The organism is Streptococcus peroris ATCC 700780, assembly GCF_000187585.1.
Taxonomy (GTDB): Bacteria; Bacillota; Bacilli; order Lactobacillales; family Streptococcaceae; genus Streptococcus; species Streptococcus peroris.
The window spans coordinates 268,981-295,190 of sequence record NZ_GL732463.1 but is presented as its reverse complement, the minus strand read 5'-3'; the positions used below and the strand labels follow the sequence as shown (position 1 = coordinate 295,190).

Below are 26,210 nucleotides of genomic sequence, written 5' to 3'. Positions count from 1 at the left end.
ACTTTATTCTTTTTCTTGATAGTGTGGTAAGAATGTTTCCATCAAGAATGAAGTATCGTAGTCACCTGCTATCACACGACGATCAGAAATTAAATCAAGTTGGAAATCAGCATTAGTCACGACCCCTTCAATTTCGAGTTCATAAAGAGCTCGTTGCATTTTCATGAGAGCCTCAAAACGATTTTCACCATGAACAATAATTTTAGCGATCATACTATCATAGTATGGTGGGATGGTATAACCTGGGTACACTGCAGAATCCACGCGCAAACCAACACCTCCACTTGGTAGATAAAGATTGGTAATTTTACCTGGACTTGGTGCAAAATTAAAGGATGGGTTTTCTGCATTGATACGACACTCAATGGCATGACCCTTTAATACAACATCTTCTTGATTCAAGGTCAATGGCTGACCTGCTGCAATACGGATTTGCTCCTTAACAATATCCACACCAGATACAAACTCAGTTACTGGGTGTTCCACTTGGACACGAGTATTCATCTCCATAAAGTAGAATTTGCCAGTTGCTTCATCCAATAAAAATTCAATAGTCCCAGCATTTTCATAATGAACAGACTCAGCTGCACGAACCGCCGCTGAACCAATCTCATGTCGCAATGTTTTGCCAATCGCTATAGAAGGGCTTTCTTCTAAAACCTTTTGATTATTCCTTTGAAGTGAACAGTCGCGTTCACCAAGGTGAATAACATGTCCCATTTGGTCAGCAAGAATCTGCACTTCAATGTGGCGAGCAGGATAGATCACCCGCTCAAGGTACATCGCCCCGTTACCAAAGTTGGCTTTGGCTTCACTTGAAGCTGTTTCAAAGGCTGATACAAGATCTTCTGCCTTTTCAACCTTACGAATTCCTTTACCACCACCACCAGCTGAAGCTTTCAGCATGACTGGATAACCAATTTTTTCGGCGATAGCAAGAGCTTCTTCTGCAGTGTGGACTTCTCCATCTGAGCCCGGAATGACAGGCACATTAGCTTTAATCATTTGAGCACGGGCGTTAATTTTATCCCCCATGACATCCATTACACGAGCTGATGGTCCGATAAATTTGATACCGACTTCTTCACACATAGTTGCAAATTTGGAATTTTCACTTAAAAAACCAAATCCAGGGTGAATAGCTTCGGCTTCAGTCAAGACTGCAGCTGAAAGGATAGCATTGATGTTTAGATAAGATTCTGTAGCCTTCCCAGGGCCGATACAGATAGCCTCATCAGCCAAAAGCGTGTGGAGAGCTTCCTTATCAGCAGTCGAATAAACAGCGACTGTTGCAATTCCTAATTCTCGTGCCGCACGAATAATACGAACAGCAATTTCACCACGATTGGCAATTAAAATCTTACGAAACATGGAAAACCTCCCTAGTTTCCAATAGCAAAGGTTAAAGTCCCGCTTGCTGCAAGCTTCCCATCTACTTCTGCCTTCGCTTCTACTACGGCGATTGTGCCACGACGTTTGACAAAAGTCGCTGTCATGACAAGTTGATCACCAGGAACAACTTGCTTCTTAAATTTAACCTTGTCCATACCTGCATAGAAAACGAGTTTCCCTTTGTTCTCAGGTTTTGATAATTCCAAAACACCTGCTGTTTGTGCCAAAGCTTCCATGATCAAGACACCTGGCATTACAGGATAGGCCGGAAAGTGTCCATTGAAGAAAGGTTCGTTAATCGTCACATTTTTAATGGCAACAATTGTATCTTCACTAACTTCTAAGACACGATCTACTAAGAGCATGGGATAACGGTGTGGCAAAGCTTCTTTAATTCCTTGAATATCAATCATTTGATACGTACCAAGCCTTTCCCGAACTCAACCATTTCTTCATTTTCAACAAGAATTTCCGTTACAACACCATCTTTAGGTGCTGGAATTTCGTTCATGACCTTCATAGCTTCAATGATGACCAAGGTTTGGCCTTTTTTAACTGTGTCGCCAACTGAAACAAAATTAGGTTTGTCTGGTCCGGCAGCCAAGTAAGCAACTCCGACAAGCGGACTCTCTACAAGGTCTCCTTCAGCTACAGATTCAGTAACACTTGATTCTGAAACCGCTTCTGCAGCCGGTACTGTAGTTGGAGTTTGTGGTGCAACTGTAGGTGCAGCTGCTGAAACCACTGGTTGAGGTGCTGGACTTGTTTCTGTAACAAGTTTTGCTTCATTCTTGCTGAAGAGCAACTCATCCGTTCCATTTTTATAAGAAAATTCTTTCAAGCTCGACTGGTCAAATTGTGCCATCAAGTCTTTGATTTCATTTACATTCATCTTTACTTATTCTCCCAACGTTTGAAAGCAAGAACTGCGTTATGCCCACCAAATCCAAAAGTGTTTGAGATCGCATAAGGAATTTCACGTTCCAAGCCTTGTCCATAAATAACATTTGCTTCAATGTAGTCTGATAATTCTGTTGTCCCGGCTGTCATTGGAACATAATTGTGACGGATTGCTTCAATTGTTGCAATGGCTTCAACTGCACCCGCTGCGCCGAGCAAGTGTCCTGTAAATGATTTGGTTGAAGAAACAGGTACTTCCTTACCAAGAACCGCTACGATAGCTCCACTTTCTCCCTTTTCATTAGCAGGAGTTGATGTACCGTGAGCATTGACATAAGCAACTTGGTCTGGTGTAATCTCAGCTTCTTCCAAGGCAAGTTTGATTGCTTTAATAGCCCCTTGACCTTCAGGATGTGGTGAAGTCATATGGTAGGCATCACAAGTATTACCATAACCAACAACTTCAGCCAGGATAGTAGCTCCGCGTTTCTCTGCATGCTCTAAGCTTTCAAGTACCAACATACCTGAACCTTCACCCATGACAAATCCATTACGGTCTTTATCAAATGGAATAGAAGCACGAGTTGGATCCTCTGTTGTTGAAAGAGCTGTTAAGGCTTGGAAACCTGCAATCGCAAATGGAGTAATAGATGATTCTGAACCACCAACCAACATGATATCTTGGAAACCAAACTTGATAGAACGGAAAGCATCCCCGATAGCATCATTTGATGAAGCACATGCTGTATTGATAGATTTACAGATACCATTGGCACCAAAGCGCATGGCAACATTTCCTGCAGCCATATTTGGCAAGGCTTTTGGAAGTGTTAATGGTTTAACACGCTTTGGTCCTTTTTCATGAAGTCGAAGGACTTGGTCTTCGATTTCTCTGATTCCACCGATACCTGATGCAACGATGACACCAAAACGGTCTTTATCAAGCGCTTCTACATCAAGTTTTGCATTGTTCACTGCCTCTTGAGATGCATATAAGGCATACAAAGAATAGTCATCAAAACGATTGGTGTCTTTTTTCACAAAATATTTGTCAAAAGGGAAATCATTAATCTCAGCGGCATTATGAACGTCATAAGCACTGTGATCAAACTTGGTAATTTCACCAATTCCAATTTTTCCATCTTTTAAACTATTCCAAAATTCTTCTGGAGTGTTCCCAATTGGAGATGTCAATCCATAACCTGTTACTACTACACGATTTAGTTTCATTTTCATACCTCTATTTTAACTCTTATTGCATGGTTAGTCCACCATCAATTGCAATGACTTGTCCCGTTAGATAATCTTGGCTTGCAAGAAAGGCTGTGACCTCTGCGACTTGCTCAGCTTGGCCAAATTGTTTCATCGGAATTTGTGCCAACATGGCATCTTTTACCTTATCAGATAGAACTGCTGTCATATCAGATTCAATCATTCCAGGCGCAATGGCATTGACACGCACATTACGATTGGCTACCTCTCGTGCTACTGATTTGGTAAATCCAATCAAACCAGCCTTGGAAGCAGCGTAGTTAGCTTGACCGATGTTCCCCATCAAACCAACAACACTAGACATATTGATAATAGCACCTTCACGTGCTTTTATCATCTGTTTCAAAACAGCTTGTGTCATATTGAAGGCACCTGTCAGATTAACTTTTAAGACCTTCTCGAAATCTTCTTCTGTCATCTTAAGCATAAGAGTGTCTTGAGTAATCCCGGCATTATTAACTAGGATATCAACTGAGCCCAACTCTTCAATGGCTTGTTCCACCATGCGTTTAGCATCTGCAAAGTCAGAAACATCACCAGAGATAGTAATAACTTTCACCCCGTATGGTTTAAACTCAGCTAGAAGCTCCTCAGAGATTTTACTACGACTATTCAAAACAACATTGGCTCCTAAGCTGGCAAATTTATGAGCAATGGCAAGACCAATTCCTCGACTTGAGCCTGTAATAAAGACATTTTTCTGTTCTAGTTTCATTTTTCTCCTTTCAGAACTTCTATCATTTTGGTCTATTTTTCTAAGAGTGTTTGTAAGCTTGTTTGATCTTCCACATTAGCAAGTTGAGCCGTTTTATCAATTTTTTTGACAAATCCTGACAAGACTTTACCAGGTCCAATCTCAATAAAACGAGTGACACCCGCTTCATGCATGACTGCAATGCTTTCATAAAAGCGTACAGGTTCCTTAACTTGACGAGTTAAGAGTTCTGCAATTCTTTCTTTTTTCATGACTTCTGCTTCTGTATTTCCGACAAGTGGACAAGCAAAGTCAGAAAACTCAACTTCTGTCAGAGCGTGAGCTAATTTTTGACTAGCAGGTTCCAATAAAGCTGTATGGAAAGGTCCAGAAACATTTAGGGGAATCAAACGCTTTGCGCCAGCTTCTTGCAAAAGTTCAACTGCGCGATCTACTGCAGCTACTTCACCACCAATAACAATTTGGCTTGGGGTATTGTAGTTGGCTGGAGTTACAACACCAAGTTGAGAAGCTTCTTGACAAGCTTTTTCGATAACTTCAACTGGTGTATTGAGTACAGCTACCATTTTGCCAGACCCTGCAGGAGCGGCTTTCTCCATATAAGCCCCACGTTTAGCAACTAGAGCCACCGCATCTTCAAAATCCAAGGCACCACTAGCTACAAGGGCAGAATATTCACCAAGAGACAGACCTGCCACTATATCTGGTTGGTAACCTTTCTCCTTTAGTAGTCGGTAAATGGCAACGGATGTAGCCAAAATAGCTGGTTGTGTGTAACGAGTCTGATTTAGCTTTGCTTCATCATTATCAATCAAGTCACGAAGATCATAACCTAAGACTTGGCTGGCTTGGTCAATTGTTTCCTTAACGATAGAATATTGGTCATAGAGTTCACGACCCATTCCTAGGTGCTGCGCTCCTTGACCTGTAAATAGAAAGGCTGTTTTAGTCATTTCTTGTAACTCCTGCCCAACGAGCGGCTTCCGATTGAATTTTCTCAGCTGCACCATAGTAGATATCTTTCAAGATTTCTTCAACAGTTTCTTCTTTTGAAACCAAACCTGCAATCTGGCCGGCCATCACTGAACCGCCATCCACGTCACCATGGACAACAGCTTTAGCTAGAGCTCCCGCACCCATTTGTTCAAAGATTTCTAAATCTGGATTTTCTTGTTTAAAGGCATCTTTTTCAGCTTGCTCGAAGTCTCGAGTCAATTGGTTTTTGATGGCACGAACTGCATGACCAAAATGTTGTGCTGAAATAGTAGTATCAATATCACGAGCTTTTAAAATTTTAGCTTTATAGTTTGGATGGGCATTTGATTCTTTGGCAACTACAAAACGAGTTCCTACTTGCACGGCTTCTGCACCAAGCATAAATCCAGCAGCAGCTCCCTCACCGTCTGCAATACCACCTGCGGCGATAACAGGAATTGAAACAGCCGCCGCAACTTGACGTACCAAGGTCATGGTCGTTAATTTACCAATGTGTCCACCAGCTTCCATACCTTCGGCAACAACGGCATCTGCACCGATTTTTTCCATACGTTTAGCCAAAGCGACACTTGGAACTACTGGAATAACGGTAATGCCAGCTTCATGGAATCGTTCCATGTATTTACTTGGATTTCCTGCACCAGTTGTAACTACCTTAACCCCTTCTTCAATGACAAGGTCAACAATATCTTCAACGAAAGGAGATAAGAGCATAATGTTGACACCAAAAGGCTTGTCTGTTAAAGATTTAATCTTATCAATATTGGCTTTGACCACTTCTTTAGGTGCGCTTCCTCCACCAATGATCCCAAGACCACCAGCTTTTGAAACAGCTCCAGCCAAGTCACCATCAGCCACCCAGGCCATTCCCCCTTGGAAGATAGGATATTTTATATTTAATAGTTCAGTGATACGTGTTTTCATATTGCCTCCATAAGTCTTGCTTACGTAATAGTTCGACAACATTATAATTTGACCGTCAAACTATTACCTAAACAAGAGGGAGTGGGTCTCCCCTACTCCTTCTTTATTTATTTTAATTATTTTGTTTGCTCTTCAACATAAGCAACCAAGTCACCAACTGTTTTCAAGTTGTCTTCAGCTTCGATTTGGATATCAAAAGCGTCTTCGATTTCTGAGATTACTTGGAACAAGTCCAATGAATCTGCATCTAAATCTTCAAAAGAAGATTCAAGTGTTACTTCTGAAGCGTCTTTTCCAAGTTCTTCAACGATGATTTCTTGTACTTTTTCAAATACTGCCATGATAGACTCCTTTAAAATAAAAAATTTTATAACAATGTGTTTACCACATGATACCTAAATTGTAACAATAAGTGTGCCCCATGTCAATCCTCCACCGAAACCTGACAAGAGAATTTTTTGGCTTCCATCCAGATGGATGAACCCTTCTTCTACACACTCTGAAAGTAAGATCGGGATGCTTGCCGCACTAGTATTGCCATACTTCATCATATTAGCAGGAAGCTTGTCACGATCGACACCGATTTTTCTAGCCATCTTATCTAAAATTCGAATATTAGCTTGATGAAGCAAGAGATAATCTAGTTCATTTGCTGATATTGGACTCTTGTCGATGGTCTCCTTAATGGATTCAGCCACATCTCGAATTGCAAAGTCGAAAACAGCTCTCCCATCCATTTTCAAGAAAACATCTGCTTCTTCTTGAATTGAAAACGGTGAAATTAACCCTGTCTGACCATAAGTAAGACATTCGCCACGCGAACCATCACTATTGAGACTTTCTGCCAAGAAATGTTCTTGGTCACTTGCCTCTAGTAGGACTCCACCAGCTCCATCTCCGAACAAGACAGCTGTTGAGCGGTCAGACCAGTCCAAGGTTTTTGACATGGTTTCACTTCCGATAACCAGACCCTTGCGATAAACTCCTGAAGATATGAACTTCTCTGCAGTTGATAGAGCAAAGACAAACCCACTACAAGCAGCTGTTAAATCATAGGCAAAAGCCTTATGAGCGCCAATTTTTGCTTGGACACGAGCTGCTGTTGAAGGCATCATGGAGTCAGGCGTCATAGTAGCAAGTATAATAAAATCCAGCTCTTCAGCAGAAATCCCTGCCTTCTCTAGAAGCCGCCTTGCAACTTCTGTCGCTAAATCTCCTGTTGATTGTGCCTTAGAAATATGACGTTCTTTAATCCCTGTCCGACCTGAAATCCATTCATCACTCGTTTCTATGATCTGAGCCAAGTCTTCGTTAGTGACAATTTGCTCTGGAGCATAATGAGCGACCTGGCTTATTTTTGCAAAAGCCATTATTTCAAATCCTCCAAAAAGTGATAAAGATTAGTCAATCCTTTACCCATAACAGTCATCTCTTCAGGACTCATGCCTTCGATAATTCTTTCGACCATAGCCTTATGGAAGCGTTTATGAAGACGATGTACGAGGCGACCTTTCTTTGTCAAATGCAGATGTACTACACGACGATCTTGATCTGAACGAATCCGTTCGATGTATCCTTTTCGCTCCAAATTGTTTAAGCTCGTTGTCACAGTCCCTAGAGTCACCATCAACTCTTTGGAAACTTGACTCGGAGTCACATCTGGATACTTACCGATAACATCAATCGTGTGCATTTCTTTGATAGAGATATCCTTGAAACGACTACCTCGCAAACTAACTTCCTCAATCACTAGGACGTTATTAAAAATTGATGTTAAATAGTCATTGACTTGTTGGTAGTCCATTTCTCTTCCCTCCTCACCAAAAAAGTTTCATTATCAAAACATTTGACAAAAAAAGTATATCAAACTTCAAAGAATTGTGCAAGTATTTTTTATTTCCCGACAAATTTTGGACGTCTTCTTTCCGAATGTGCACGAACACCTTCTTTAAAATCTTCCGTATATGATAGTGATTTCTGTAATTCTAATTCTAGTTGAGCATACTCGTGCCACTGTTTAAATTCGCTTTCCCACACTAGCTTCTTAATCGCAGCATAGGAATTTGAAGAACCACGTCTCAACTTCTTCAATAATTGCTCTCTTGTTTTCTCTAATTGTTCGCTTGTACATAGGCGATACAAAGCTCCTGCTTCCATGGCTTTTTCAGCAGTAAAAGCTTCACCTGTCATCGCTAGTTGCGTCGCTCGAGTTGCACCTAAAGATCGGGTAAGCAAGAATAAACCACCTGCATCAGGAGCCAATCCTACACCGACAAAGGCCTGGATAAATTTAGACTTGTCAGATGCGATACAGAAATCAACTGCCAAGGCCATATTAGCTGCAGCTCCAGCAACTGCTCCGTCCACTTCCATGATAACCGGTTTAGGAATCTGTTTAATCTTATAAGAAATAGTATTGACCAATTCAGCGATTCTAGTTAGAGAAGCGATATCATCCTCATCGACAGCACGTTTCATCTCAACTAAGTCTCCACCGACAGAAAACACCTTGCCTGCAGCATTGATGAGAATAAATGAAACAGAATTGTCTTTTTCAGCTAATTCCAGTGCTTCTAAAATTTCTTCACACATAGGAATATGGAAACCATTTGCCACCTCGGGACGATTTAAAGTAATTGTTGCTAAATCGTCTTGAATTTGAAAGATAATATGATTCATAGCCACTCCTTTAATTTAAACAGCAGATTAAATGATTCTATTATCAAAGTATATCTTTTTCTATTCATTTATACAAGCGAAAATCGAATAAAAGTGTATCAGCCGATTTTTTAAAGAACATTTTCAATACTTATAATAGTTAGGTTGAAATTATCATGTCAAGACCTCAAAGAAGATGTGGCCTTCCCTATTCCAGATTGAAAAAAGACCTTCTTTCTGCTATAATCGTATAAAATACTATCTTAGGAGTACTTATGAAGGTTGTAAAATTTGGAGGAAGTTCACTTGCCTCTGCAAGCCAGTTAAAAAAGGTTTTAAACATTGTAAAAAGTGACCCTGAACGTCGTTTTGTAGTTGTATCTGCACCAGGAAAACGTAATGCTGAAGATACCAAGGTTACGGATGCTTTGATTAAATATTATCGTGATTATGTTGCAGGCAACGATATCAGTGTTAGCCAAAATTGGATTATCGATCGTTATGCAGCCATGGTTAGCGAACTAGGACTTAAACCAGCTGTTTTAGAACGAATTTCTAAAAGTATCCGTGCTCTCGCTACCCTCCCAATTGAAAATAATGAATTTCTTTACGATACCTTCCTTGCTGCAGGGGAAAATAATAATGCAAAACTCATTGCAGCTTACTTTAACCAAAATGGATTAGAGGCTCGCTACGTTCATCCACGAGAAGCTGGTATTGTTGTTACCAGTGAACCTGGTAATGCTCGCATCATTCCTTCAAGCTATGATAAAATTGAAGAACTCAATAATGGCACAGAAGTCCTTGTTATTCCTGGATTCTTTGGTGTAACCAAAGATAATCAAATCTGTACCTTCTCCCGTGGAGGATCTGATATCACAGGTTCCATCATTGCTGCAGGTGTCAAAGCAGACCTTTACGAAAACTTTACAGATGTCAATGGGATTTTTGCAGCACATCCTGGTATTATTCACGAACCACACTCAATTCCTGAATTAACTTACCGTGAAATGCGGGAACTAGCCTATGCTGGATTCTCTGTACTTCATGACGAAGCACTCCTTCCAGCCTACCGCGGAAAGATTCCTCTCGTTATCAAAAATACCAATAATCCTGACCACCCAGGTACTCGAATTGTACTTCAACATAGTAGCGATAAATTCCCGGTAGTTGGAATTGCTGGCGACTCTGGCTTTGTCAGCATCAATGTGTCTAAGTATCTGATGAACCGCGAAATTGGTTTTGGTCGTAAAGTACTTCAAATTCTCGAAGATTTAAATATTGGTTGGGAACATATGCCAACTGGTATCGATGACCTTTCTGTTATTTTACGTTCACGCGAACTGACTCCTATCAAAGAGGAAGAAATCATTCGTCAATTGGTCCAAAAAGCCGAAGTGGACCACGCTGAAATTGAACACGATCTCTCAATCATCATGATTGTGGGTGAAAAAATGAAGAGTCATATCGGGGTCACAGCCACTGCAACTCGTGCCCTATCTGAAAACAAGATCAATATCCAGATGATGTCCCAAGGTTCTAGTGAAGTTTCCATCATGTTCGTGGTCCATAAGGATCAAGAAAAGGCTGCTATCAAAGCTCTCTACCAAGCCTTTTTCGGTGAAAGTAAGGAAGATTAAACATGGCACAATCTCTCAACAAGGTCATTGACCTACAAACTACTGGAACTTCTTACCTCTCTATACAAGGAAAAGTTGGAAAGTTCCTTGTTGGAGATCAGGCACTAGAATTTTACTCAGACCGAAATGTTGAAGATTACATCCAAATCCCATGGTCTAGTGTTAATCAAATCGGTGCCAATGTTTCGGGTCGTAAGGTTAGTCGTCATTTTGAAGTTTTTACAGACCAAGGAAAATTTCTCTTCGCCTCAAAAGATTCTGGAAAAATTCTTAAAATTGCTCGTGAAAAGCTAGGCAATGATAAAGTTGTCAAACTTCCTACTCTCATCCAAATCATCGGTCAAAAAATTAAAAATCTATTTGCAAAAAAATAGAAACTTTAGTATAATCATAACAACGGATAAGTAGGTTATCCCCTTCTTTCAGAAAGTCTGCGGTTGTTGCGAGCAGATAGGAGGGATAGGTGAAATTCTACCGTTATTCTCAATTACATACATAATCAAGTGCACATCTGTGAAGTTGGATGGAACCGTGGCCCTGCCACTCCAACGCTTTAACAGGTGTGCTTTTTATCATAAAGGAGTTCTTATGTTAGATATCAAACGAATCCGCACAGATTTTGATACTGTCGCTAAAAAACTGGCTACACGTGGGGTAGCCGCTGCTACTTTGAATGAGATGAAAGAAATCGATGCCAAACGTCGAGACATCTTGGTTAAGGTTGAAACACTTAAATCTGAACGTAACACCGTTTCTGCCGAAATTGCCCAAGCTAAACGCAATAAAGAAAATGCGGATGATAAAATCACTGCCATGCAAGCTCTCTCTGCTGACATCAAATCATTAGATGCAGAATTGACAGAAATCGATGCTAAGTTAACAGAATTTACCACCACTCTTCCAAATATTCCTGCTGATAGCGTGCCCGTTGGAGCTGATGAAAATGACAATGTCGAAGTTCGCCGTTGGGGAACTCCTCGTGATTTCAGCTTTGACGTTAAAGCTCACTGGGACTTAGGAGAAGCCCTAGGCATACTAGACTGGGAACGCGGTGCGAAAGTTACCGGAGCTCGCTTCCTCTTCTATAAAGGGCTCGGTGCAAAACTAGAACGTGCCATCTACAACTTCATGTTAGATGAACACGCAAAAGAAGGCTATACAGAAGTCATCCCTCCATACATGGTCAACCATGATTCTATGTTTGGTACAGGGCAATATCCAAAATTTAAAGAAGATACCTTTGAACTAAGCGATACAAATTATGTCCTTATCCCTACTGCTGAAGTACCCTTAACAAACTACTATCGTGATGAAATTCTTGATGGAAAAGACTTACCAATCTACTTTACAGCTATGAGCCCATCATTCCGTTCAGAAGCTGGTTCAGCCGGTCGTGATACTCGTGGCTTGATCCGTTTGCACCAATTCCATAAGGTTGAAATGGTGAAGTTTGCCAAACCAGAAGAATCATATGATGAATTGGAAAAAATGGTTGGCAATGCCGAAAATATCCTCCAAAAACTCAATCTTCCTTACCGAGTAGTAGCTCTTTCAACTGGAGATATGGGATTCTCTGCTGCTAAGACTTATGACTTGGAAGTTTGGATTCCAGCTCAAAACACTTATCGTGAAATCTCTAGCTGTTCAAATACAGAAGACTTCCAAGCTCGTCGTGCGCAAATCCGCTATCGTGATGAAGCTGATGGCAAGGTTAAACTTCTTCATACCTTGAACGGATCTGGGCTTGCAGTTGGACGTACGGTTGCAGCTATTCTTGAAAATTATCAAAACGAAGATGGTTCTGTGACCATCCCTGAAGTTCTTCGTCCATACATGGGTGGCGTTGATGTAATTAGACCATAAGAAAAAGAGGAAGAGATTCTTCCTCTTTTTTATGAACTGACAAGATTCTAGTTCAGATTAAAAAGGTAGGAATTCTAAATTCCTACCTTTTTGGTTTTTCTAATAACCACCCATCATTGATGGATCCATCGCTGGCGCTGGAGCAGCTGGTTCTGGTTTATTAGCAACAACTGCTTCGGTTGTTAAAATCAAGCTTGCTACTGATGCAGCATTTTGTAATGCTGAACGGCTAACCTTAACTGGATCAATAATTCCTGCTTCAATCATATTGACCCATTCTCCTGTGGCAGCATTAAATCCTGTACCTGCTTCAGCATTCTTTAGGCGATCAATGACAATGGAACCTTCATAACCAGCATTATGAGCAATTTGACGGACTGGTTCTTCTAAGGCACGGAGAACAATATTACGTCCTGTAGCTTCATCTCCAGTCAATTCCAAATTAGCAACCGCTGGAATCACATTGACAAGGGCTGTACCACCTCCAGCAACGATTCCTTCTTCTACAGCTGCACGAGTGGCATTAAGCGCGTCTTCGATACGAAGTTTCATTTCTTTCAATTCAGTTTCTGTTGCGGCACCAACCTTAATAACAGCAACTCCACCAGACAATTTTGCCAAACGTTCTTGGAGTTTTTCACGATCAAATTCTGATGTTGTTGTTTCGATTTGGGACTTGATGACTGCGACACGGTTGGCAATGGCTTCAGAATTTCCTGCACCCTCAACAATTACTGTACTGTCTTTTTCAACAGTGACTTTAGCTGCTTGACCAAGCGCTTCTATAGTAGCATCCTTCAACTCAAGACCAAGATCTTCTGTAATGACGGTACCGCCAGTTAAGATGGCAATATCTTCCAACATGGCTTTGCGCCGATCACCAAATCCTGGAGCTTTGACAGCAACAACATTGAAAGTACCACGAATTTTATTCAAAACAAGTGTTGGGAGGGCTTCACCATCTACATCATCAGCAATGATTAGGAGTGGACGGCTACTTTGAAGAATACTTTCCAATAATGGTAACACTTCTTGGATATTTGAAATTTTCTTATCGGTGATTAAAATGTATGGATTTTCAAGTTCTGCTACCATCTTTTCGTTATCAGTCACCATGTATTGTGACAAATAACCGCGATCAAATTGCATCCCTTCGACAACTTCAAGTTCCGTAGCCATACCACGTGATTCTTCAATTGTAATAACACCATCTTTACCAACTTTTTCCATGGCTTCAGAAATATACTCACCAACTTTTTCAGAGCGAGAAGATACTGCTGCAACTTGAGCGATGGCTTCTTTGTTGGCTACTGGAATTGCAGTGTCTTTCAAATTTTCGACAGCTGCTGCAACCGCAGCTTCAATCCCACGACGAATACCGATTGGATTTGCACCGGCAGTGACGTTTTTAATTCCTTCACGAACGATAGCCTGAGTCAAAACTGTTGCAGTAGTTGTCCCGTCACCAGCGATATCGTTGGTCTTAGAAGCTACTTCTGATACCAATTTGGCACCCATGTTTTCAAAATGGTCTTCTAGTTCAATTTCTTTGGCGATTGTTACACCATCATTGGTAATCAATGGTGAACCGAATGATTTTTCAAGAACGACGTTACGACCTTTAGGACCTAAGGTTACTTTGACTGTATCGGCCAATGTATCAACACCACGAACCATTGCTGAACGTGCATCAGATGAAAATTTAATTTCTTTTGACATTTGAATACCTCTTTCTATTCTTCTACAATTGCTAAGATATTAGCTTCGCCTACGATGATGTATTTTTCATCACCATCTTTGACATCAATACCTGCATGGGCTTCCACTAAAACTTGATCTCCAACTTTTACACTTGGAGCAACTAGTTCACCGCTCAAGGTACGAACACCTTGTCCAATAGCTACTACTTTAGCTGTTTTTGTTTTTTCTTGGGCTGATCCTGCAAGGACAAATCCCCCAACAGTTTGTTCTTTTTCTTCAATCTTTAAGACCACTCGGTCTCCTAATGGTTTCAACATCTGTTTTCCTCCAGTTCCTATTCATTCATTTTAGCACTCTTAATGTTAGAGTGCTAACTTATGATTCTATTGTATCACTTGGTCAGAAATAGTCAAGGAAAAAACACCTCAAAAATGAAAGAGATGTTCCTTTAATATTAATTGAGAATCGTCAACTTTTGATTGAAATCATCGATAACCTTTTGGAGATTGATCCGCCCGCGGTAGATACCATATCCAAAAACCACCATTCCTAATATTCCAATCAAGGCAAGTAAAATTCCGAAAATTAAGAGTGGGAGGAAGGTTTTATGAAAAAGATAAATCAATACCACACCAATACTAGCAGTGATAAAGAGCAAACTGAACCAACGACCCAAATTTTCAAGCATGTGGCGTTGATACTTAATTTCTGTTTCATATCCATTAACAAGTTCTTGTTTTGTAACCATGAAAATCCTCCTGATAAAAATTGAGAATGAAGTGTAAGAGAAGGAGATTAGTCTACTTCATTCTCAAAATTTTTACTAGTAAATATTGGGTTCTCTTGACCTTAGTAATTAAGATGTGGGTCAAAGATACCTAGAGCAACACCAATTAAGGCAACAACAACTAGAATTAACATGACTTTGTTTGGTGAAACTTTTTTCTTAGACATCAACCACCAGCAAATAGTGATGAAGGTTGCTGTCAAGAGACCTGGATAAACACCATCAATCTTTTCTTGAATTTTAAGGAAGGCTTCTCCATTAGCATTTTTGAATTCGAGTGCTGTTGTAACAGAGACCCAAGTCGCTGCTACGGCACCAATAACCATACCACCGACAACGCTGATTGCTTTACGAAGAGCTTGTCCTTTTGGTCCTACTAGGAATTCAACGGCTTTATCCCCTAATTGATATCCTTTGAAGAAGGCAAAGCGCATACCAAAGTAGACTAGGAAGTTCCATACGACGATGTAGAAGATAGCACCAGCGACGTTACCACCTTTAGAAAGACCAAGTGCAATCCCCAAAAGAACTGGAATCAAGGTACCAACGATCAAAGAGTCACCAATACCAGCGATTGGTCCCATCAAACCGGCACGCATCCCATTGATGGTTTCACCATCTACTGCATCTCCATTTGCACGTGCTTCTTCCAAACCAGCTGTAATCCCTACAACAAGAGATCCAAGTTGCGGTTCAGTATTGAAGAAAGCAGTATAGGTTTGCATAGCATCTTTTTGTTCTTCTTTTGTATCATACATTTCTTCTACGATTGGAAGCATAGAAGTCAAGTACCCAAAGGTTTGCATGTGTTCTTGAGAGAAACAAGTCAAATGACCATAATACCAATGATGAAATGCTTTTGCTAATGTTTTCTTTGAAATTTTCTTTCTATCAGCCATTTTAAATATCCTCCTCATCATCGTCTACGTAAACAGCCCCAGCTGGAACAGCTTTCATAGATTTGATTACTTCAAGTTCATAGTAGATTACTGCAAAGATCAATGAAACAACCGCACTCGCTACCAAGTTCAAGCCGAGAGATTTAGCCAAGGTAAATCCAACAAAGAATGGAATGAAGTCAGTTGCTTTTGTAACAATTTGTTTCAACAAGATAGCAATACCGACACATGGGAGAAGAGCTCCGACTGTAAAGAGAGCTTTCATCCAGAAACCATCCATAGGAAGGTAAAGTTTCATCAAATCAACCATGTTTTCACCATATTTAGTGATAATCATAGTTGGAAGGAAAGAGAAGAGGAAGTGAGAGATCCATGGGTAAACCCAGTCAACTGCGTAGAGTTTTTTGAAGTTTCCTTCTTCAACGGCTTTCCAACCAATGTGTTGCCAAAGCAAGTTCATGGTAGCTGTTCCGTAGAAAAGAACAGTACCGATTGTCCCAACGGCCGCACCGATTGGGGCTGCAGCTGCTGCAATTCCAGCTTCATCTGTGATGTGATTTGCATGCACAAACAAGATAGCAAGAGGAACACCGATATAAGAAATGGCACGAACATCCGCAGATACGGTTCCACCAGGTGTTACCAAGGCGATATAAACGACTTGAAGGGCAACCCCTACCATAATACCGGTTGTCACATCTCCAAGAATTAAACCTGAGATCAACCCACCAATCAAGGGACGACCGAGTGTATAGTTCCCGATACTGGAACCTCCCATACCAGGCATTGAAGACAAGCTGGCGAAAACTGCAAGCAAGATTGCTTGAATCCATGAAATTGTCATAACAAACGCTCCTTTTTGTTTGTAAATTTATTTACCTAATTAATAAAATTGTTAGGTTTAAAAACCAAATTTAGATTTGAAATCATCCCAGTAACCAATCGAAACATCAGGCAACAACTGGAATTTCACCTTATAGCCTGCTGCTTGAATTGCTTGGAAGGCTTCTGCTTCTTCCTGTGTGATGGATTGGTTATTACCCAATTTCACTGCACCAGGACGATCATTTGCAGGGCCTACGATGATTTCTTTAACATCCCCTGGAACAAAACCTTGGTCCACCAAAATTTCCTTCATATCGATTGGATTTTTGGTGATCAAGAAGTAACGACTATCTGATTCTGTTACTTTTGCTGATTTTTCTTTAAATGCTTCTTTTGTCCATACAAAGGTTTTTTTGTCTGATGCGCCTTTGTAAGCTTGGATCAAAACCTTGTTTGATGCTGCTGCATCGTTTACGGCAATCAAACCATCACATGGTTTTTCTTTTGCCCAGCGTGTGACTGTTTGACCGTGAATCATGCGGTCATCAATCCGTACAAATGTTACTACCATAAGGTACCTCCCTATTAAATATCGTCATCATCTTCTTCAGCACTAGTGGCTGAAACTTCAAAAGGCTGTAGTGCAGATCGTGCTTCTGATAAGATGGTGGCTGACAAATCGTCTCCATCCAACACATCCTTCATCACAACTGCTGTCAAGGCCATGGTGAGGTTCATTCCACCAAGGATCAAAGCTTCATCTAGCTTCCCAACTTCTTCTAGGACAGTTGCTGCTGTGGTTAGTGGACTACCGCCTACAATATCTGCCAAGACCAGTACAGAATCATCTGCTGTCAATTCTGAAATGCTTTCTCTAAAATCAACTGCAAAATCATCGACCGACTTTCCTTCTTTGAGTCCAACTGCAATGACCTGGTTCATCTTATCACCAGCAAACATAGCTAGTGATGTTTTTAGGCCTTCTGCCAATCCTCCATGACTGACTAAAATGAGGTATTTCATTTTGCTACGCCTCCTTTATTTGACTCTATTGTAGATTATTTGAAAGCGTTTTTACATTGTCAAATGTCACATTATAAACATGACATTTAGCAATAAAAAAAATGACATCTGTCACTTGACACGATGTCATCTTTTTTTCTTTAAAATCCTACCTGGAGACTACTTTCAATCTCCCTTTGAATTTGCGGCAGGCGGTTCTCAACATCTTGATTGCGCAAGGCATTGCCAATCAAGTAGTCCAGTTTTTCTAACACTTCTTTCGAGACATTCTTGGGACTACTTTCTACAGCTTGTTCCATGATTCGGTTCAAGGTCTGATTGGTTAAGGAATCTGCCCCAAAATCATCCACTTGCAGAAGGTCTTTACTAGAACGACTCTTGACTACATCAGGAATGACAGAAATCCCTTGAGATTCAGCAAAAAGAGTTTGTTGGATTTCTGGATCCTCTGTCAACACTTGCATCAACTCCCAAGCCAACTTTGAATGAGGAGTCCGAGCAGACATGGCAAAAGAAGTCGTCGTAACCAAGGTCGCCTTAGTGGTTTTTGACTTAGCAGGCATAGGAATACAGGTCCAGGTGAAGTTTGAATATTTGGAAACATGATAGGGATAAGGTTTATAAGTCCTATATTGAGCCAAAGTCATGGGGTAAAACGCTACTTTCCCCTGGTCAAAATCTTTGGAACTCACCTTATAATTTTTATTTAACTCTTCCAATTTTTGCAGAAAAGTCAAAGATTCTTTGACTTCTGGAGCCGTAAGTTTGAGCATCCCACCTTGAAAGAGACTACCCCCATTTGCTGCCAAAGCTTCTTTCCAGGTGTATTCTGTACTCCCAAACTGATCCAATTGACCATCTCCATTGGTATCTTTGGTTAGTTTTTTACAAATTGTATAGAACTCTTCCAAGCTCCAACCTTCTTTGGGAACCTCAATGCCTTCTTTATCCAGCAAATCTTTATTGACACACATCAAAATAGGATTACTTTCATATGGCAAGGCATAGGTTTGCCCCTGATAAACACCTGATTCAAATGCAACAGGATAAAAAGCAACTTGGTCTTCTTTATTCATATAGCCGTTTAACTTTTCTAAAACGCCACGTGCCGCCAATAAGGACAAATCTTTCTCAGAAACCATAAACACATCAGGGGTCTTTCCTGATACAATTTTTTCTGAGAGCCAGTTTGAATATTCCGACTGCGGAATTCCATTTTCATATTCCACACGGACATTAGGATGGGACTTTTCAAATTTTTGGATCGCAAGATCCAATGCATGAGAACGTTGACTGGTCGGTACATCCCAACTAGAGCCTGCATAAACTCCTATATGAAGGACGGTCGGTTGCTGTTTCCACCAATAAAAACCAGCACTCAAAGAGAGCATAAAAAGGAGACAAATCCCTAAACAAAGTTGCTTTCGCTTCAATTTCATTCCGTATTTCCTTTTGAAAAATCACGTCGGGTCACTCCTGTTTGGACTGACCAAATCGCTAATTGCGTTCGATCTCTTAGGTTTAATTTCGACAAAATCGTTGATAAGTAATTACGAACAGTTCCTTCTGATAAGAAGAGTTTAGCCGCAATCTCTTTATTTGACTCACCATAGCCAATCTCTTGGATAATGCGCCATTCCGTCGTGCTCAAATCCTTAACGTTATCCTCATCCACAGCAATAGAGAAATTTGATTTGGCCATTTGCGAGAAAATTTGAAAGACCTTGCTTGCGATATCAGGGTTGATCATTGCTCCTCCCTGATGCACCACCTTAATAGCTTCATAAAGCTCCTCTGTCGAGGCTCCTTTTAAGAGATACCCTGAAGCACCATACTTGAGCGCACTATAGATAAATTCATCATCGTCAAAGGTTGTTAAAATAATAATTTTGATATCCGGATAGTGCTCTTTTACTTCTTTTGTAGCCAAAACCCCATCCATGCCTGGCATCCGAATATCCATTAAGATTAAATCCGGATGCGAGTGTGGAATGCTAGACAAGACATGATTCCCATCTTCCACTGTGGCTACCACTTCAATATCTGAGTAGGCCGACAAAATAATTTTCAGAGATTCTCGAATCAAGGACTGGTCATCCGCCACCATTACTTTTATCATCATCTATTATCTCCCTTCTTTATATTTTGGTAAACTAACACGTGTGAAAAATCCATCGCGACTTTCAAATTGAAGCTGGCCTCCTAGAATTGAAATACGCTCCATCATCTGTTTGAGTCCGTAGCCATAGGTCAAGGTTTCAAACCCAACTCCATTATCCTGCAACTCAATCATGTAATCTTCTTCGTCCTCAAAAAAATGGAGGTCCATGTGGCTGGCATGACCGTGGCGAACCGCATTAGTCATAGACTCTTGTATCACACGAAAGATTGTATCTTCAATCATGACGTCCATATCGACATCGATCCATTCATAGTTGAGATCAACTTGCAAGTTTGAAAGAATTTGGTACTCGCGGATTGTCTTTTCTAAAGCATCTTTGAGAGTTCGCTCCTCAAGGGCTCCTGGACGAAGGCGATTGAGAGAGCCTCTCACATCCTGGATTCCTTCACGGACGACTTCTGATACGTTTTTTACCTGCTCTTTGGCACGACTTGGATTGATATCAATCAAGACCCCGACAGCATCTAAACCTGCTGAAATCCCTGTTAACGCGTGTCCCAAGGTATCGTGAATCTCCCGAGCAATCCGCTTGCGCTCCCGATCCTCTGCAATCTTCTCAGATAAGGCCATATAGTTGTTCAACTCGGTATTAACCTTGGACACCATGGCCAGCTCTTGTTCAACTTCATGGTTTTCCGCAAGGACATTCATGATATAAAATAAAAGTGAAATAATGAAGAGTACCATATTCAAGGCGTAGAGGGAATTCTTTAAGAAAAAGGCCAAAATACGGATAGATTCAGGATAAAAATGAATATAGGTATCAAGAGAAGGAATTGGGAAGAAAAGCGAAAAGACGTCTGAATTGGTTACAAGGAGCATCAAGAAGCTCACTAGGATAAAGGCAAACCAATACTTCCGATCTCTCTTGGTATTCAACTCTTTGGAGCCATAGAAGATATCTGCAAAAACCAAGAGAATGAGCCCGTTATAAGCTATGTTCTGAACCCACATCAACAGTAACATCAGGAGAATCTCTAGAAGATTCCTCTTATCAAAAATGGACCATCGACTTGTTTGAGGTCTATAACGACTCATTGAGATTAAGGCAATCCCAGCAAATAAGATTGCTGACAACCAAAAAGTCGTAGATGGAGCAAAAGGAATACGCTCTAGGCGCTCCAATAATAGAGAGGCTTGGCGTTGAGCAATGATATAGTTGGTTGCTTGAAGATAGATGATGCTGTTGAGCATAACAGCAATAAAATTCACGACCATAAGAATGGCCAAACTGTATCGAACACCTCTAAACTTTCTCATTACTGCCACCCATTCACATCAAACTGATCAATGTTTTCCTTTGTCATCATTTCAACTGGAATGATCACCTCTTTGGTATAGCTCTTCCCTTCAGAAATATCTTGGATAACTTCCATAACACGGTCTCCCATCTTCAAGGGAGATTGAGCAACGGTTCCCACTACATCATCCGTCGAGTGCAACAAGGATTTCATATCTGGTGAGCCATCGATTCCATAAATTGCAATGGACTGGCTATTTCCTTGCTCCTTAATTGCAGCTAAAGCTCCTATAGCCGAGCGGTCATTTAAGGCAACCAAGGTATCAATTTCAATCCCTGATTGTAAAAAATTCTGGACAGCCGGCATGGCGATCTCCGTTTGCCCCTTGGTTTCTAGTTCCGATACAATCTGATAAGAACTGTGCCCCTCTATAGTGTCTTTAAACCCCTGAATCCGCGTATCTGCTGAGACAGTCCCTTTATGCTCCAAAAGGAGGACTCGAGCGCTAGAAGAACGTTTCATGAGCTCTTTAGCAATCATTACTCCCGCTTGGTAGTTATCAGATACAATACTTGCATCGGGCTTAAAATTTTTCAATTGGGTATCGACTGCAATGATTTTAATTCCTTGTTTTCTAGCTTTTTCAAGAGCAGTTAAAATGGACTGGCTATCCCCCTTGACCGGATTGATCACAATCACATCAACTTTTTGAGCACAAAAATCATCAATCTGCTGGCTCTGCCTTTCTTCATCCAATTCTGGATCTCGGACGCAAACAAGAGCTCCTCTTTCATCGGAAATTCGACTAATTTCCGAATGAATACTTTTATAGAACTCATTGTTCATGGTCATATAGGTTACACCAATTTTAGTCTGATCCTTGATGCCACTTGTTTGACAACGGCCAAAAATCCAAAAGAGAATACAGACAACTGGAATCAGCAGTAATATACGCTTTATCATCCATTTCAACAATTCTTTTTTCTCTTTATTTTCCTTCAAATTTCATTCCTTTTCTGAAAATTTTGAATATATATTACTTTATTCTACTACTTTTTCAAAAAAAATGCTTGATTTTATTGTACAAGGACATTTATTTGACCTATTTTAAGAAGTAATTTCCGAACAATAAAACTAGAAACAATAGAAAAAGCCAGTCTATAAACGAACCAGCTTTTTTCTATAATTGATTCTAGAAAGGAAGCTCCTCCTCTTCCAAAACCAGATCTGCTAAGTCTTGACCAGCATTATTTTCACGCATAGCACGTTGAGCACGACTTTCCAAAAGTTGGAAGCCTGTAGCGAGAACTTCGGTCACATAGTTGGTCTGACCATTCTTCTCAAACTTACGGGTACGGAGCTCCCCATCGACAGAAATGAGACTGCCTTTAGTCGCGTAGCTAGCCAAGGTTTCAGCCAGTTTGCCCCAGACAACAATATTGATGAAGTCAGCTTCGCGTTCCCCATTCTGGTCCTTGAAACGACGGTTAATAGCAATCGTCGCACGAGCCACAGACTTGTCGTTGTTGGTTTTGTGCAATTCTGGTGTAGACGTTAAACGTCCAATCATAATAACTTTATTATACATTTTTCATCCTCCTACTTACTTATTCGAAGGAAATCGAAAAAAGTTACAACATTTGTAACTTTTTTTAAAATAATATTAATCTCTGTGAATCGTAAACCCAGTAGCTTGTTGATTAGCCATGATTGTCATATCTGTGATTTGTACACGACGTGGTTGACTGGTCACATAAACTACTGCATCAGCGATATCTTGCGCTTGCAAGGCCTCAAGCCCCTGGTAAACAGTCGCAGCCCGTGCTTCATCTCCATGAAAACGTACCTTAGAAAAATCCGTCTCTACAATTCCAGGTTGAATAGTGGTCACCTTGATATCTGTAGCAATGGTATCAATCCTTAAGCCATCCGAAAAAGTTTTGACTGCAGCCTTGGTTGCTGAATAGACTGCTGCACCCGCATATGCGAAAATCCCTGCAGTAGATCCCATATTGATGATATGGCCTTGATTAGCTGCTACCATGGAAGGCAAGAGACAGCGTGTAACTGCCATCAAACCCTTGACATTGGTATCCAGCATGGTCAACATATCCAACTCTTCATAGTCCTGATAAGGAGCTAAGCCTAAAGCAAGTCCAGCATTATTGACCAAGATATCAACCTGACCTACAATTTCTAGCATTTCTGAACAAACAGTCTTTACCATGCTCATATCTGTTACATCTAACGGAAAGGTCCAGACTTTTTGATTCGGAAAGGCTTCTACAAACTCGTTTTTTAGGACCTCAAGTCTTTCTGTTCGACGCCCTGTGAGTACAACATTCTCACCTTTTTCTAGATAAGCACGCGCAATGGCTTCACCAATACCTGATGTTGCACCTGTAATGACTACATTTTTTGCCATCTTATTTCCCTCTGTCAAAGATTATAAATCACTTTTAGTGATTAAACAGTTCCATGAATACACTTTTTAAATCTTATATCCTTGTTTTAATAGGGTTTTAGGACTTTTGAATCTTTCAAAATAGACTCATTTTTCAAATTTTAGTAACTTTTTAGTAACCTGTTCAAGATACGGATGTATAGCCCAGATAAAGACAATTCAAATTAGATTACGTCTATCTATTCACTTACCTTTTATTTGCTTTAATTCCTTTATCTCTTTTAGAATACTAAAAATATAGAAACTAAATAGAACTACACCTAAAAAAGATAAAACAAAGAAACCAAACGTAAGTTTTCCTCCCATACCAGCTACTACTCCAAGGGATAAAATACCGATAGCCATTATGGAAATTATGAGGATAAACCACAAGTAAATCATGTAAAACTTATAAAGATAGCAAAAGGACTCAGTCTTGTGCAATACAGAACTAAATCCTTTGGATAAATTAATTGTCTAACTTTTTGGGGTCTGTACAAAACAATGCTTTTTATTATTCAAGTTTTTAGCAAGATTCCTTACTTTTATAAATCAAGTCATCTAGCCCTCTTTTGCTGATAGTGACCATTTCCTCCCTATAATGAAAATCCTTTATTAGCTAGATAACATTAAAATCTGTCTAGCTATACATCATTAGCAAAAGAATTCCTGTTGCATTTCCAAGAATATGAGAAAGTGTAGAAATCAAACAATTCCCAGACTTTTTATAAATCATTGCATAGATGATACTATCAACAAAAATCATGAAAATATCGTAGCTTACAAGCCCAACGCTTCCACTAGAAATATGGGCTATCGCGAACAATAAAGAAGATAGAATGGCACAAAGCCAAAATGGTATAATTCTCATTGACTTACCAAGAAAGAAACCTCTCCATGCAATTTCTTCCCCCAAGGCTGCGATTACTATTTGAACCATAAGAAGCGGTATTTTATCGAAGGATAACATACCATCCGTTCTTCCCAAAATATGACTAGCAAAAGCGCCCTTAAATATCATATCGCCGATAATCAAAGTTGCTGCAGCGGTTCCTACAGGAAGCAAGACCAAAAGAATTACCCCTTGTTTTTTCAAATCATCGAAAAATGATTTAAAGCGCAAACCTGATTCTATATGTGATTTTTTATCAAAATGTTCAAGAACAAAGAAAAAGAGAATACCAATCAGTACAGTGAGACCTGACAAAGAAAGCTTAGGTATTATCTTTGTCAAAGACAATACTGCCATTAGAAACAAACCAATGATCGTAGTATATACAGACTTTTTATCTATTTTAGCAAAATCAGGCATAAATATTTCTCCTCAACATTAGTAGGGCGACATGGTTATTCATTTGTCCTGAATTGTCAAACTAGGTGCACAATTCAAGACTTAAAAAACTTTCGCCAAAAGATTTCTAGGATTTCACGAGCAAAGTTACACACTCAACAATTCGCTGTTGTCGTTGGTAATCGAGTCCAGTGTGTAGCTGGGTCAAAGGGTGTTCCAACTACCTGGTCGTCTGACAATTCAATGACACCACGTTTTTGGGGAGCATTTGGCAAGGCAAGTTCACGAGGACTACACATCATACCAAAACTCTTTTCCCCACGAAGTTCCCCTGGGAAAATGAGATTGCCTTTTGGCATCATGGCTCCAGGAAGAGCAACAATGGTTTTCAAACCAACACGTGCATTGGGAGCACCAGCAACGATTTGTACTGTTTTATCATTCCCAACAGCAACTTGGCAGATATTGAGGTGGTCACTATCTGGATGCGCAACCATTTCTACAATCTCACCAACCACAAATTTCGGTTCCTTGTCATTAATAATCTCTTCAGTAAACCCTTGAGCCTGCAATTCTTGGTTCAAACGAGCTACTTGTTCGTCAGTTAAAAAGACTTGCCCGCGCTCAGCGATCTCAAACATGCTAGAAACTTCAAAAATGTTCCAAGCGACAGTCTCACCAGTTTCTTTTAGGAAAACACGCGCTACATTACCTTTACGCTCAACATCTAGTTTGGCATCTCCACTGTTTTTCACGATGACCATCAGGACATCGCCGACATGTTCTTTATTATATGTAAAAATCATTCTTTTCTCCTATTTCAAACTTGCTAAAAAGTCATTGATTTGCCCCTTGGTTTTACGGTCACGATTGACAAAACGTCCAATCTCCTTGTCCTTGTCTAAAACAACAAGACTTGGAATCCCGTATACATCCCAAAGTTTAGCAAGTTCCATGTACTCATCTCGGTCTACCCGTATAAAAGTGAACTCTGGATTTGCCTCCTCAATCTCTGGCAAGGCAGGATAGATATAACGGCAGTCGCCGCACCAATCCGCAACAAAAAGGAAGACCTTCTTGCCATCCTGCTCTACTAGATTTGCTAATTCTTCTATATTTTTAGGAGAAATCATAAGACTTCCTCCTCGTAGAAGAGATCTTCATCTTCATAGACAAAGGTATAGTGACGACCATCTTCAAAAATGACACCACCAACAAGACGTTCTAGGCTACTTTCGTATACTTGGACATAGAGAGTCCCAATCTCACCCATTTCTGAGAAATAGTCACGCACAATAGCAGTCAACTCTTCCTGCGTCTTCATGAGTTTGTGATCATCAGCTACTTTCTTAGCTCCAAAAGCAAGTGCTCCAAGCCCTGCCACGACTAAACCTGTTTTAATAATATTTTTCGTTTTCATGCTAACATTGTAACACAAAAAGGCTCAAGGAACAATGA

At 40.3% G+C, this 26,210-nt stretch carries 32 protein-coding genes; 3 read left to right on the top strand and 29 right to left on the bottom strand.

The window, feature by feature from the left end:
• Window positions 1-3 precede the first annotated feature (3 nt).
• The 11 genes from accC to HMPREF9180_RS03340 form a co-directional block, all read right to left on the bottom strand.
• Entirely contained in the window at window positions 4-1,371 is a 1,368-nt protein-coding gene (gene accC, locus HMPREF9180_RS03390) for an acetyl-CoA carboxylase biotin carboxylase subunit (protein WP_006145016.1), read from the bottom strand.
• Between the two features lie 11 nt (window positions 1,372-1,382).
• Entirely contained in the window at window positions 1,383-1,805 is a 423-nt protein-coding gene (fabZ, locus tag HMPREF9180_RS03385; protein ID WP_006145014.1) for a 3-hydroxyacyl-ACP dehydratase FabZ, read from the bottom strand.
• A complete protein-coding gene (gene accB / locus HMPREF9180_RS03380; RefSeq protein ID WP_006145013.1) occupies window positions 1,802-2,284 on the bottom strand; it encodes an acetyl-CoA carboxylase biotin carboxyl carrier protein in 483 nt (160 codons plus the stop codon). The genes fabZ and accB overlap by 4 nt, the downstream gene beginning before the upstream one ends.
• A 2-nt stretch (window positions 2,285-2,286) precedes the next feature.
• Window positions 2,287-3,522: a beta-ketoacyl-ACP synthase II gene (gene fabF / locus HMPREF9180_RS03375; protein WP_025168603.1), complete on the bottom strand. Its 1,236-nt coding sequence runs from the start codon at window positions 3,520-3,522 to the stop codon at window positions 2,287-2,289.
• Between the two features lie 22 nt (window positions 3,523-3,544).
• A complete protein-coding gene (fabG, locus tag HMPREF9180_RS03370) occupies window positions 3,545-4,279 on the bottom strand; it encodes a 3-oxoacyl-[acyl-carrier-protein] reductase (RefSeq protein WP_006145009.1) in 735 nt (244 codons plus the stop codon).
• A 32-nt stretch (window positions 4,280-4,311) separates the two neighbouring features.
• On the bottom strand, window positions 4,312-5,232 hold the full coding sequence (gene fabD, locus HMPREF9180_RS03365) for an ACP S-malonyltransferase (protein WP_006145007.1): 921 nt from the start codon (window positions 5,230-5,232) through the stop codon (window positions 4,312-4,314).
• A complete protein-coding gene (gene fabK, locus HMPREF9180_RS03360; protein ID WP_425274379.1) occupies window positions 5,225-6,241 on the bottom strand; it encodes an enoyl-[acyl-carrier-protein] reductase FabK in 1,017 nt (338 codons plus the stop codon). Before fabK ends, fabD begins: the two co-directional genes overlap by 8 nt.
• 74 nt (window positions 6,242-6,315) lie before the next feature.
• On the bottom strand, window positions 6,316-6,540 hold the full coding sequence (locus HMPREF9180_RS03355) for an acyl carrier protein (protein ID WP_006145005.1): 225 nt from the start codon (window positions 6,538-6,540) through the stop codon (window positions 6,316-6,318).
• 54 nt (window positions 6,541-6,594) lie between these two features.
• Window positions 6,595-7,569, bottom strand: coding sequence for a beta-ketoacyl-ACP synthase III (locus HMPREF9180_RS03350; RefSeq protein WP_006145004.1), 975 nt, complete (start codon window positions 7,567-7,569; stop codon window positions 6,595-6,597).
• A complete protein-coding gene (fabT, locus tag HMPREF9180_RS03345) occupies window positions 7,569-8,003 on the bottom strand; it encodes a fatty acid biosynthesis transcriptional regulator FabT (protein ID WP_006145003.1) in 435 nt (144 codons plus the stop codon). Before fabT ends, HMPREF9180_RS03350 begins: the two co-directional genes overlap by 1 nt.
• An 89-nt stretch (window positions 8,004-8,092) precedes the next feature.
• A complete protein-coding gene (locus HMPREF9180_RS03340) occupies window positions 8,093-8,878 on the bottom strand; it encodes an enoyl-CoA hydratase (protein WP_006145001.1) in 786 nt (261 codons plus the stop codon).
• Between the two features lie 254 nt (window positions 8,879-9,132).
• Here HMPREF9180_RS03340 and HMPREF9180_RS03335 point away from each other — a divergent pair, with 254 nt between their 5' ends.
• The 3 genes from HMPREF9180_RS03335 (at window position 9,133) to serS (ending at window position 12,360) form a co-directional block, all read left to right on the top strand.
• On the top strand, window positions 9,133-10,497 hold the full coding sequence (locus tag HMPREF9180_RS03335; protein WP_006145000.1) for an aspartate kinase: 1,365 nt from the start codon (window positions 9,133-9,135) through the stop codon (window positions 10,495-10,497).
• Window positions 10,498-10,499: 2 nt separating this feature from the next.
• Window positions 10,500-10,871 carry a DUF956 family protein gene (locus HMPREF9180_RS03330; RefSeq protein WP_006144998.1) on the top strand — a complete coding sequence of 124 codons (372 nt, stop codon included), beginning with the start codon at window positions 10,500-10,502 and terminating at the stop codon, window positions 10,869-10,871.
• A 214-nt stretch (window positions 10,872-11,085) separates the two neighbouring features.
• A complete protein-coding gene (serS, locus tag HMPREF9180_RS03325; protein ID WP_006144996.1) occupies window positions 11,086-12,360 on the top strand; it encodes a serine--tRNA ligase in 1,275 nt (424 codons plus the stop codon).
• 99 nt (window positions 12,361-12,459) lie between these two features.
• Here the strand turns inward: serS and groL are convergent, their stop codons facing one another.
• The 18 genes from groL to HMPREF9180_RS03235 all read right to left on the bottom strand — a co-directional run bounded on the left by groL (window position 12,460) and on the right by HMPREF9180_RS03235 (window position 26,172).
• Window positions 12,460-14,079 (bottom strand): chaperonin GroEL, encoded by a 1,620-nt coding sequence (groL, locus tag HMPREF9180_RS03320; RefSeq protein WP_006144995.1) that lies wholly within the window; start codon window positions 14,077-14,079, stop codon window positions 12,460-12,462.
• Window positions 14,080-14,093: 14 nt separating this feature from the next.
• The gene (groES, locus tag HMPREF9180_RS03315; RefSeq protein WP_006144994.1) at window positions 14,094-14,378 is read right to left on the bottom strand and encodes a co-chaperone GroES; all 285 of its coding nucleotides are present in this window, start codon (window positions 14,376-14,378) and stop codon (window positions 14,094-14,096) included.
• Window positions 14,379-14,515: 137 nt separating this feature from the next.
• On the bottom strand, window positions 14,516-14,809 hold the full coding sequence (locus HMPREF9180_RS03310) for a hypothetical protein (protein WP_000256768.1): 294 nt from the start codon (window positions 14,807-14,809) through the stop codon (window positions 14,516-14,518).
• 101 nt (window positions 14,810-14,910) lie between these two features.
• A complete protein-coding gene (locus HMPREF9180_RS03305; RefSeq protein WP_029689583.1) occupies window positions 14,911-15,765 on the bottom strand; it encodes a PTS system mannose/fructose/sorbose family transporter subunit IID in 855 nt (284 codons plus the stop codon).
• Window positions 15,749-16,591: a PTS mannose/fructose/sorbose/N-acetylgalactosamine transporter subunit IIC gene (locus tag HMPREF9180_RS03300; RefSeq protein ID WP_000156207.1), complete on the bottom strand. Its 843-nt coding sequence runs from the start codon at window positions 16,589-16,591 to the stop codon at window positions 15,749-15,751. Before HMPREF9180_RS03300 ends, HMPREF9180_RS03305 begins: the two co-directional genes overlap by 17 nt.
• A gap of 57 nt (window positions 16,592-16,648) precedes the next feature.
• Window positions 16,649-17,143 (bottom strand): PTS sugar transporter subunit IIB, encoded by a 495-nt coding sequence (locus HMPREF9180_RS03295; RefSeq protein WP_000261775.1) that lies wholly within the window; start codon window positions 17,141-17,143, stop codon window positions 16,649-16,651.
• A gap of 14 nt (window positions 17,144-17,157) precedes the next feature.
• Window positions 17,158-17,595 carry a PTS sugar transporter subunit IIA gene (locus HMPREF9180_RS03290; RefSeq protein WP_004251855.1) on the bottom strand — a complete coding sequence of 146 codons (438 nt, stop codon included), beginning with the start codon at window positions 17,593-17,595 and terminating at the stop codon, window positions 17,158-17,160.
• A gap of 140 nt (window positions 17,596-17,735) precedes the next feature.
• Window positions 17,736-19,034: an ABC transporter substrate-binding protein gene (locus tag HMPREF9180_RS03285; RefSeq protein WP_004251854.1), complete on the bottom strand. Its 1,299-nt coding sequence runs from the start codon at window positions 19,032-19,034 to the stop codon at window positions 17,736-17,738.
• The gene (locus tag HMPREF9180_RS03280) at window positions 19,031-19,714 is read right to left on the bottom strand and encodes a response regulator transcription factor (RefSeq protein ID WP_004251853.1); all 684 of its coding nucleotides are present in this window, start codon (window positions 19,712-19,714) and stop codon (window positions 19,031-19,033) included. The genes HMPREF9180_RS03285 and HMPREF9180_RS03280 overlap by 4 nt, the downstream gene beginning before the upstream one ends.
• Before the next feature lie 6 nt (window positions 19,715-19,720).
• Window positions 19,721-21,037: a sensor histidine kinase gene (locus tag HMPREF9180_RS03275; RefSeq protein ID WP_004251849.1), complete on the bottom strand. Its 1,317-nt coding sequence runs from the start codon at window positions 21,035-21,037 to the stop codon at window positions 19,721-19,723.
• Complete coding sequence (locus HMPREF9180_RS03270) at window positions 21,037-21,981, bottom strand: substrate-binding domain-containing protein (protein WP_398577643.1); 945 nt, start codon at window positions 21,979-21,981, stop codon at window positions 21,037-21,039. Before HMPREF9180_RS03270 ends, HMPREF9180_RS03275 begins: the two co-directional genes overlap by 1 nt.
• A 229-nt stretch (window positions 21,982-22,210) precedes the next feature.
• A complete protein-coding gene (locus HMPREF9180_RS03265; protein ID WP_006144984.1) occupies window positions 22,211-22,606 on the bottom strand; it encodes a single-stranded DNA-binding protein in 396 nt (131 codons plus the stop codon).
• A gap of 75 nt (window positions 22,607-22,681) precedes the next feature.
• A complete protein-coding gene (locus tag HMPREF9180_RS03260; RefSeq protein ID WP_006144982.1) occupies window positions 22,682-23,443 on the bottom strand; it encodes an SDR family oxidoreductase in 762 nt (253 codons plus the stop codon).
• 222 nt (window positions 23,444-23,665) lie between these two features.
• Window positions 23,666-23,827, bottom strand: coding sequence for a hypothetical protein (locus HMPREF9180_RS03255; protein ID WP_006155717.1), 162 nt, complete (start codon window positions 23,825-23,827; stop codon window positions 23,666-23,668).
• A gap of 274 nt (window positions 23,828-24,101) precedes the next feature.
• Window positions 24,102-24,773 carry a CPBP family intramembrane glutamic endopeptidase gene (locus HMPREF9180_RS03250; RefSeq protein ID WP_006144980.1) on the bottom strand — a complete coding sequence of 224 codons (672 nt, stop codon included), beginning with the start codon at window positions 24,771-24,773 and terminating at the stop codon, window positions 24,102-24,104.
• 134 nt (window positions 24,774-24,907) lie between these two features.
• Complete coding sequence (ytpR, locus tag HMPREF9180_RS03245; protein WP_006144979.1) at window positions 24,908-25,558, bottom strand: YtpR family tRNA-binding protein; 651 nt, start codon at window positions 25,556-25,558, stop codon at window positions 24,908-24,910.
• 9 nt (window positions 25,559-25,567) lie between these two features.
• Entirely contained in the window at window positions 25,568-25,885 is a 318-nt protein-coding gene (locus tag HMPREF9180_RS03240; protein WP_006144978.1) for a thioredoxin family protein, read from the bottom strand.
• The gene (locus tag HMPREF9180_RS03235; RefSeq protein WP_006144977.1) at window positions 25,882-26,172 is read right to left on the bottom strand and encodes a DUF4651 domain-containing protein; all 291 of its coding nucleotides are present in this window, start codon (window positions 26,170-26,172) and stop codon (window positions 25,882-25,884) included. The genes HMPREF9180_RS03240 and HMPREF9180_RS03235 overlap by 4 nt, the downstream gene beginning before the upstream one ends.
• Between the last annotated feature and the right edge of the window lie 38 nt (window positions 26,173-26,210).